The organism is Frisingicoccus sp., from assembly GCA_016298055.1.
Classification (GTDB): domain Bacteria; phylum Bacillota; class Clostridia; order Lachnospirales; family Lachnospiraceae; genus Frisingicoccus.
This window is the reverse complement of sequence record JAEDDO010000105.1, coordinates 1-6,236: the sequence shown is the minus strand read 5'-3', so window position 1 is coordinate 6,236 and position 6,236 is coordinate 1. Positions and strand designations below refer to the sequence as shown.

Below are 6,236 nucleotides of genomic sequence, written 5' to 3'. Positions count from 1 at the left end.
GTGTTAAGCGGTTTTTACAAAAAGAAAAGGAACGCAAGTATCGTATCAATACTTGTGTTCCAATTTGGATGCGGCGGGGTGAATTTTTGGGGATGTAAAATAAGTCCCTAAGAAAAATCGCCCAGACCGTGAGGTCTGAGCGATTTTTTGGTATAATTAATTTATGCTACTAAACAAAAATACCAATGGTAATTATACCATTCGTCAGCTGAAATTACCATTGGAAATAGAAAAATTAATTGATATCTCTGATCCGGTATATACTTTCTGTGAAGTTATGAATCACATCGACCTATCAAAATATTTTGTAGAGAAAGGATACAAAACAGGTCGCCCAAGATGTGATGAACAGAAACTCCTCAAAGTAATACTCTTTGCATTTATGGAACATGGTATCTGTTCTCTGCGAAAAATTGAAAAACTCTGTAGAAATGATATTCGATACATGTATCTTCTTGATGGTATGAAGGTCCCTTCTTTTGCCACCTTCGGAAATATCATATGAAATGAACTGACGAATTCTATAGAACAAATATTCATGGATGTAAATACATATATTTTCGAAAAAGAGCATGTTGACTTGGAACATACCTATATCGATGGTACTAAAATAGAGGCGAATGCAAATCGCTATACCTGGGTATGGAAAAAATCCTGTACTAAGAATCGAGAAAAGGTTTTTAACAAGATATCACTTCTGATTGATGCCATGAACAAAGAGGTTCTTGGATATTTAGGTGTGAAGCTTGAAAAGCGTGAGGAGTACGCAATCGATTATGTTTCTGAACTGCTGGAAATGTACAAAACGGAAACAAATCTGAATGAATCTGCGTTTGTTTCCGGTTGTGGTCACAGAAAAAGCATTCAACAAAAACAGTATCAAGAATTACAGGGATATCTTGAACGATTGAAAACTTATGCACGTCATATAGAAATATGTGGAGATGAACGAAATAGTTATTCTAAAACAGATCATGATGCTACTTTTATGAGATTAAAACGAGATTACATGGGAAATGATCAGTTACTTCCGGCATATAATCTTCAGGCAGCTATCTGTGATGAATATATTGCAGTAGTTGACGTAAAACCATACGCATCTGATATGGAATGTTTTGTTCCATTGATGGAAAAATTCCACAAAACTTATGGGCATTATCCAAAGTATCCAGTTGCAGATGCAGGATATGGTTCCTACAATAATTATCTTTATTGCGAAGAGCATGGAATGGAAAAATATATGAAATTTACTATGTTCAAAAAGGAAACGACAGATAAAAGGTATCACGAAAGCCCATACCGTGCAGTGAATTTTAAACAGGACGAAGCAGGAAATCCCATATGCCCAAACGGAAGGAAATTCATTTTCAAATACAATCGTCATGTGAATAAGAATAAATATGGTAGAACAGAAGAAATCTATGAATGTGAATCATGTGAGGGATGTCCATATAAAAAAGAATGTTGTCCGAAGACATCCGGCAACAGGACAATCCGTATGAATCAAGAGTTGACCTCGATTCATCAGGAGGTAATTTCAAATCTCGAATCCGTACACGGAGTACTTCTGAGAATGAACCGAAGTATTCAAGCAGAAGGTGCATTTGGCATTCTGAAATGGGATAGATCTTACAAAAGGCTATTTCGAAGAGGCGAGAAAAATGTTATTTTGGAGCTTACACTGATTTCTTGTGGTTTTAATCTGTATAAGTATCACAATAAGAAACAGCGCTTCCAGTTAGCAGCTTAAAGATAATGTGTTATCCACATAGTCTTTATTAAGTGCACTTATTTTTAATGAAACCCTTCTCATTTATCGAAATTTTTGATGTAATATACGAAGAAACGCCAGAACCGGCATTTGCCGGAACTGGCGTTTCTTGATTAGGGACTTATTTTACAGCCCCTTTTTTCGGTATCCTATGTCATGATAAATAATAATGAAAATAATCATTGTAGAGGAGAAAAACATGGCTAAAATGAAAAAATGTGCTTGCTGTCTTCGGAGAATCTTCGGATGGCTGTTGATCGTGCTGGGCGGACTATTGGGAGTAAGCTCGGCTGTCTGTGCTTTGGCTGCGCTGTTTGGCGGGATGGAGCTGGACTCTTTTGGTGAGAGGATGAGATTTTTTGCGACAGCCCTTATGATGACAGCGGCCTTCTTTACAATCCTCTGGCTGGGGCTCCGGTTGAAGAACAGCGGCCGCGGAGAAAAGACGGCTCCTCCGGTGAAGAGAAAGTCTTCGCCTGTAACTCAAAAAGAAACTCAGCAGGCTACGGATGAGCAGCGGCTGCAACGCGAGAAAGAAGAAATCCTGCAGGAAAAGAGAACAGCCTATGCAGGTAAAATCACGGTTCAAGATGCGCTGAACACATTTTCTGAGGAAGAACAGCAGCGGTTTGAAAACCGCCTATATCAGTATACTCAGGATACCGGCCGGGCTGGTCTGAGTCCTGAGATAGCTGCGGCCAACCGGGGATTGGTCTTCGTGGATGGACTGCCTGTAGCAAAGGAAGTTGCCGCGCGGCTGGATGAAATGCGAAATTGTGCTGCCGTACTGCTGACTCTGGAGACCGGATGGGGCGGTCGGGCGGAACACGGCGAACAAAAGCTTACCCTGATGCATCAGGATGACATTTACTGTCTGAACCTGACCTCCCGTGAATGGAACGACGCAGGCGGCTGCTCCACGCTGCAGGAAAATTCCACCAAATGCGTTGGCGAGCTGAAGGCCGCCGAGCGTCACCGCTGGACGGTGTCCGGATTCCTGTTCCACGCAAAGACCCTGCGCGGTCTGCCTGTGTGGGCGGCAGAAAAGCTGGCCCAGGAGAAGGTCTTTACCGAACTGTTTACGCCGCCATACGGCAACTGCGAGGAGGAGGTAGGGCAGGTTTATTGGAGCAACTGGCGTGACCCCATGGAGTATCGCTGCATCTGGTTTGAGAAACAGGATGGCATGTGGCACGCGCATAGTGATGTGCGCATGGGCGGCATTCGAATCAAGAAAGACACACCCCTGCCTGATGCGACAGACAAGAACATTGCCCGGTGTCTCGAACTGGATTCGATGATTTATCTGTATCACCCGGACATTGAGAACTGGATTCGGCGGGATCGCGGTGGTGAGGTCACCTTGTATCATCAGATAGAAGAAAAAGGTTCCACTGACGAGCATCATATTATCTATACCATCGATCCCCGCAACGGTGCACTGTATTACTACGAGGGATTCCCGTGGGATCGCTCCGCTCCGGAAGAAGCACATCCGGCAACCTACGCGGAACTGGCGCAAACAGATTCCCGCTATACGGGCATGACGATCCAAAACTGGGAGAAGCATCTGCCTAAGAAAGTGAACTCTGACCAGAACGGAAGACAAAGCCAACGTTTGTCCAAATCAATGGATCTGCCGAAAAAAATGGCAGACAATTTGGGAGAGATCACGGTTCAAGATGCGCTGAACACATTTTCCGAGGAAGAACAGCAGCGGTTTGAAAACCGCCTATATCAGTATACTCAGGATACCGGCCGGGCTGGTCTGAGTCCTGAGATAGCTGCGGCCAACCGGGGATTGGTCTTCGTGGATGGACGGCCAGTAGCAAAGGAAGTTGCCGCACGGCTGGATGAAATGCGAAATGCAGTTTCTTCGGACAATGCCGCTATGATCTCTGAGAAAAAATTTGTACCTATTTTTATTCCAAATCTGGCAGGGTACCAAATGAAGATGCATACGGATTCTGGTGAAGAACATTGTTTTACACTAACCGGGCTGAAAGCATATTATCCAAACATGAGCAGCATGTGCGGGTACGGCTCCGATGAGTGGTGCTTTCACTGTAAATACAACGGTGAAAATTATATCTTGCGCTTCTGTGACGATGCCGGATATGGAACGATTTGGGATTGCGCTTTGATCAACAAAGAAAATGCCGAACAATTGGAAAAACTGTCTGTAGTAGAATGGCTGAAATTGGTGCTAAAATCTGAAACCAAAATCTTTCATTTGCATCCGGATACGATCGACGCCGCAAAAAATATCGTACAGGCTACTTCTTCACGATGCGGACCTATAAGTGATAATGGTTTTTATGGGCGGTAACGTCTTGTTGCGTTTCCCGGATTGAATAAATGTTGTCCCGAATGACAATCACGCGTGAGCGGCAGTCCCATTATTCAGGATGGAAACAATAGGAGGAAAAATGAATATAAGTTTATTAAAAGAACAATTAGGGGAAAAGTATACTTTTGATGTAGAAGAAAATAGTATTTTTATATACTCCAATCATTATGAATATGAGCCAGTAATTATCTGCACAGAAGACGGATTATATGGTGTAGAACGAGGGAATAATATATTAATTTCTGATATGGGAAGCTTGGAAAATAATATAATTGCATGTTGCATTTATTTGGGAAAAGATAAGGACAAAGTTGATCAGTATTGTGCCGAAATTAGAAGAAAGATTAAGTCTACAAAGGATAATACAGAATTAGAGGAACTCTTATCATCAGAACATTATGCAAATATGATTCAAAATAATACTTGTCAAGAAATAGATGAATCGAAAGAAGATAAAATAATAATAAGAAATGAAGATAATTTATCGTTCTTTGAATACATTAAAGATGATTTGAAAATCACGTTGAATGTAGTTCCACAACAAACAAAAAGATACTATGAAGCATTGTTTGCTGCAATAATAAATAAAGATTTTATTATTGCATTTATTAAAAAATATGATTTGAGATTGAATGCAGAAGATTATTTAAATTTGTTCAGTTTTTGTGTGAATAAAATGACAGCAAAAATAGAAAAATTGTCAGGAAAATGATATAGATATAATCATGTACGTCCGCATTCTTGTAATAATTATCAAACGCCATATGTTGTTCCTAATGACAATCACTCCTGAGCGGCAGTTCGATCATTCAGGATGGCAAACTGGTGGGTGCTGTGACTCATGTGCTTGTGAACGATCCGACAAGATATAATGGTCTCATAAATTAAGACACTTTTTCGGACAGATTTTAATGAATCTGATATACTAAAATCAGTATGAAAGAGAGGATTCATTATCATGTCCAGACAGAGAAGAAATTTTAGTGCCAAATTTAAATCAGACCTTGTAATTGAGTTGCTTAAGGGCGAGAAAGATCTTAATACCCTGGCAACTGAAAATAACATCCAGCCCAACCTGCTCCGCAACTGGAAAAAAGAATTCCTGAACAATGCTTCTGTTGTGTTCGACGACAAGCGCGAGGAAAATCTCAGAGAAAAACTTTCCGAAGAACGCAAAGAAAAAGCGGAGTATGCCAAAAAGGTTGGTCAGTTAACTATGCAGGTTGACTGGCTCAAAAAAAAATCTGAAGAAGTTTGCGGACCTGACTACGAGAGTAAGTTTAGTCCAAAGCCTTTTGACGACTAAGGAAATCCCGGTTTCTGTTGGAGCCAGGCTGCTTGATATCAATCGCACAAGCATTTATTACAAGGGTACACCTGTATCAGAAGAAGAACTGGCCTGCAAAGAGATTATTGATCATCTTCATACGGATAATCCTACCTGGGGTGCAAGACAAATGTCTGCACAACTGAAAGCCCGTGGCTATCATGTTGGCCGTCGCAAAGCAAGGCGCTACATGAATGAAATGGATATTTATCCGATCTATCCAAAGATGAACCTTTCCAAACGGATGCAACAGGCTAAGGTATGCCCTTATCTTCTTCGTAATGCAGTCATAAACAAGCCGAATCAGGCTTGGTCTGTTGACATTACATATATTCCAATCAAGCGCGGATTTCTGTATCTGACTGCCGTAATCGATTGGTATAGCCGTTGTATTGTCGGCTGGGAGGTCGATGATACACTTGATACCAGAATGGTCATCAACGCCCTGAAAAAGGCTTTCAAAATGGCAAAACCGCAAATCCTAAATTCTGATCAGGGCTGTCAATTTACAAGTCAGCAGTATATTGACTTTGTAAAGGAAAACGGTATTCGCCAAAGTATGGATGGCAAAAGTCGATGGGCGGATAATATCATGATTGAGCGCTGGTTCCGAAGCTTCAAATATGAAGAAGCATATCTGACACAATACAACAATATCAAGGAAGCCAGAGCTGCGATCGGAGCATATATCCACACTTACAATTTTGAGAGACGCCATTCTGCTCTTGATTATCAAACACCAGCTGAATGCTACTATCCGGCAATGCTGTTGCCATATGTAGCTTAGC

At 41.4% G+C, this 6,236-nt stretch carries 4 protein-coding genes and 2 pseudogenes; all 6 read left to right on the top strand.

What is annotated here, in order from left to right; genetic code table 11:
* Positions 1 to 163 precede the first annotated feature (163 nt).
* The 6 genes and pseudogenes from QZZ35_RS08310 to QZZ35_RS08285 all read left to right on the top strand — a co-directional run bounded on the left by QZZ35_RS08310 (position 164) and on the right by QZZ35_RS08285 (position 6,235).
* Positions 164 to 1,750: pseudogene (locus tag QZZ35_RS08310) on the top strand (transposase).
* Positions 1,751 to 1,970: 220 nt separating this feature from the next.
* Positions 1,971 to 4,100 carry a hypothetical protein gene (locus QZZ35_RS08305; RefSeq protein WP_291236977.1) on the top strand — a complete coding sequence of 710 codons (2,130 nt, stop codon included), beginning with the start codon at positions 1,971 to 1,973 and terminating at the stop codon, positions 4,098 to 4,100.
* 100 nt (positions 4,101 to 4,200) lie between these two features.
* Positions 4,201 to 4,833, top strand: coding sequence for a hypothetical protein (locus QZZ35_RS08300; RefSeq protein WP_291236976.1), 633 nt, complete (start codon positions 4,201 to 4,203; stop codon positions 4,831 to 4,833).
* A 77-nt stretch (positions 4,834 to 4,910) separates the two neighbouring features.
* Positions 4,911 to 5,009 (top strand): annotated as a pseudogene (locus tag QZZ35_RS11650) (SpoIVB peptidase S55 domain-containing protein); the annotation flags it as partial.
* 70 nt (positions 5,010 to 5,079) lie between these two features.
* Positions 5,080 to 5,427, top strand: coding sequence for a transposase (locus QZZ35_RS08290; protein ID WP_291236975.1), 348 nt, complete (start codon positions 5,080 to 5,082; stop codon positions 5,425 to 5,427).
* Positions 5,345 to 6,235: an IS3 family transposase gene (locus QZZ35_RS08285; RefSeq protein ID WP_291236974.1), complete on the top strand. Its 891-nt coding sequence runs from the start codon at positions 5,345 to 5,347 to the stop codon at positions 6,233 to 6,235. Before QZZ35_RS08290 ends, QZZ35_RS08285 begins: the two co-directional genes overlap by 83 nt.
* The last annotated feature ends 1 nt before the right edge of the window (position 6,236 follow it).

Coding starts and splice junctions, on each gene's coding strand:
- QZZ35_RS08305 (WP_291236977.1), top strand. CDS start 1,971: ATGGCTAAAATGAAAAAATGTGCTTGCTGTCTTCGGAGAATCTTCGGA.
- QZZ35_RS08300 (WP_291236976.1), top strand. CDS start 4,201: ATGAATATAAGTTTATTAAAAGAACAATTAGGGGAAAAGTATACTTTT.
- QZZ35_RS08290 (WP_291236975.1), top strand. CDS start 5,080: ATGTCCAGACAGAGAAGAAATTTTAGTGCCAAATTTAAATCAGACCTT.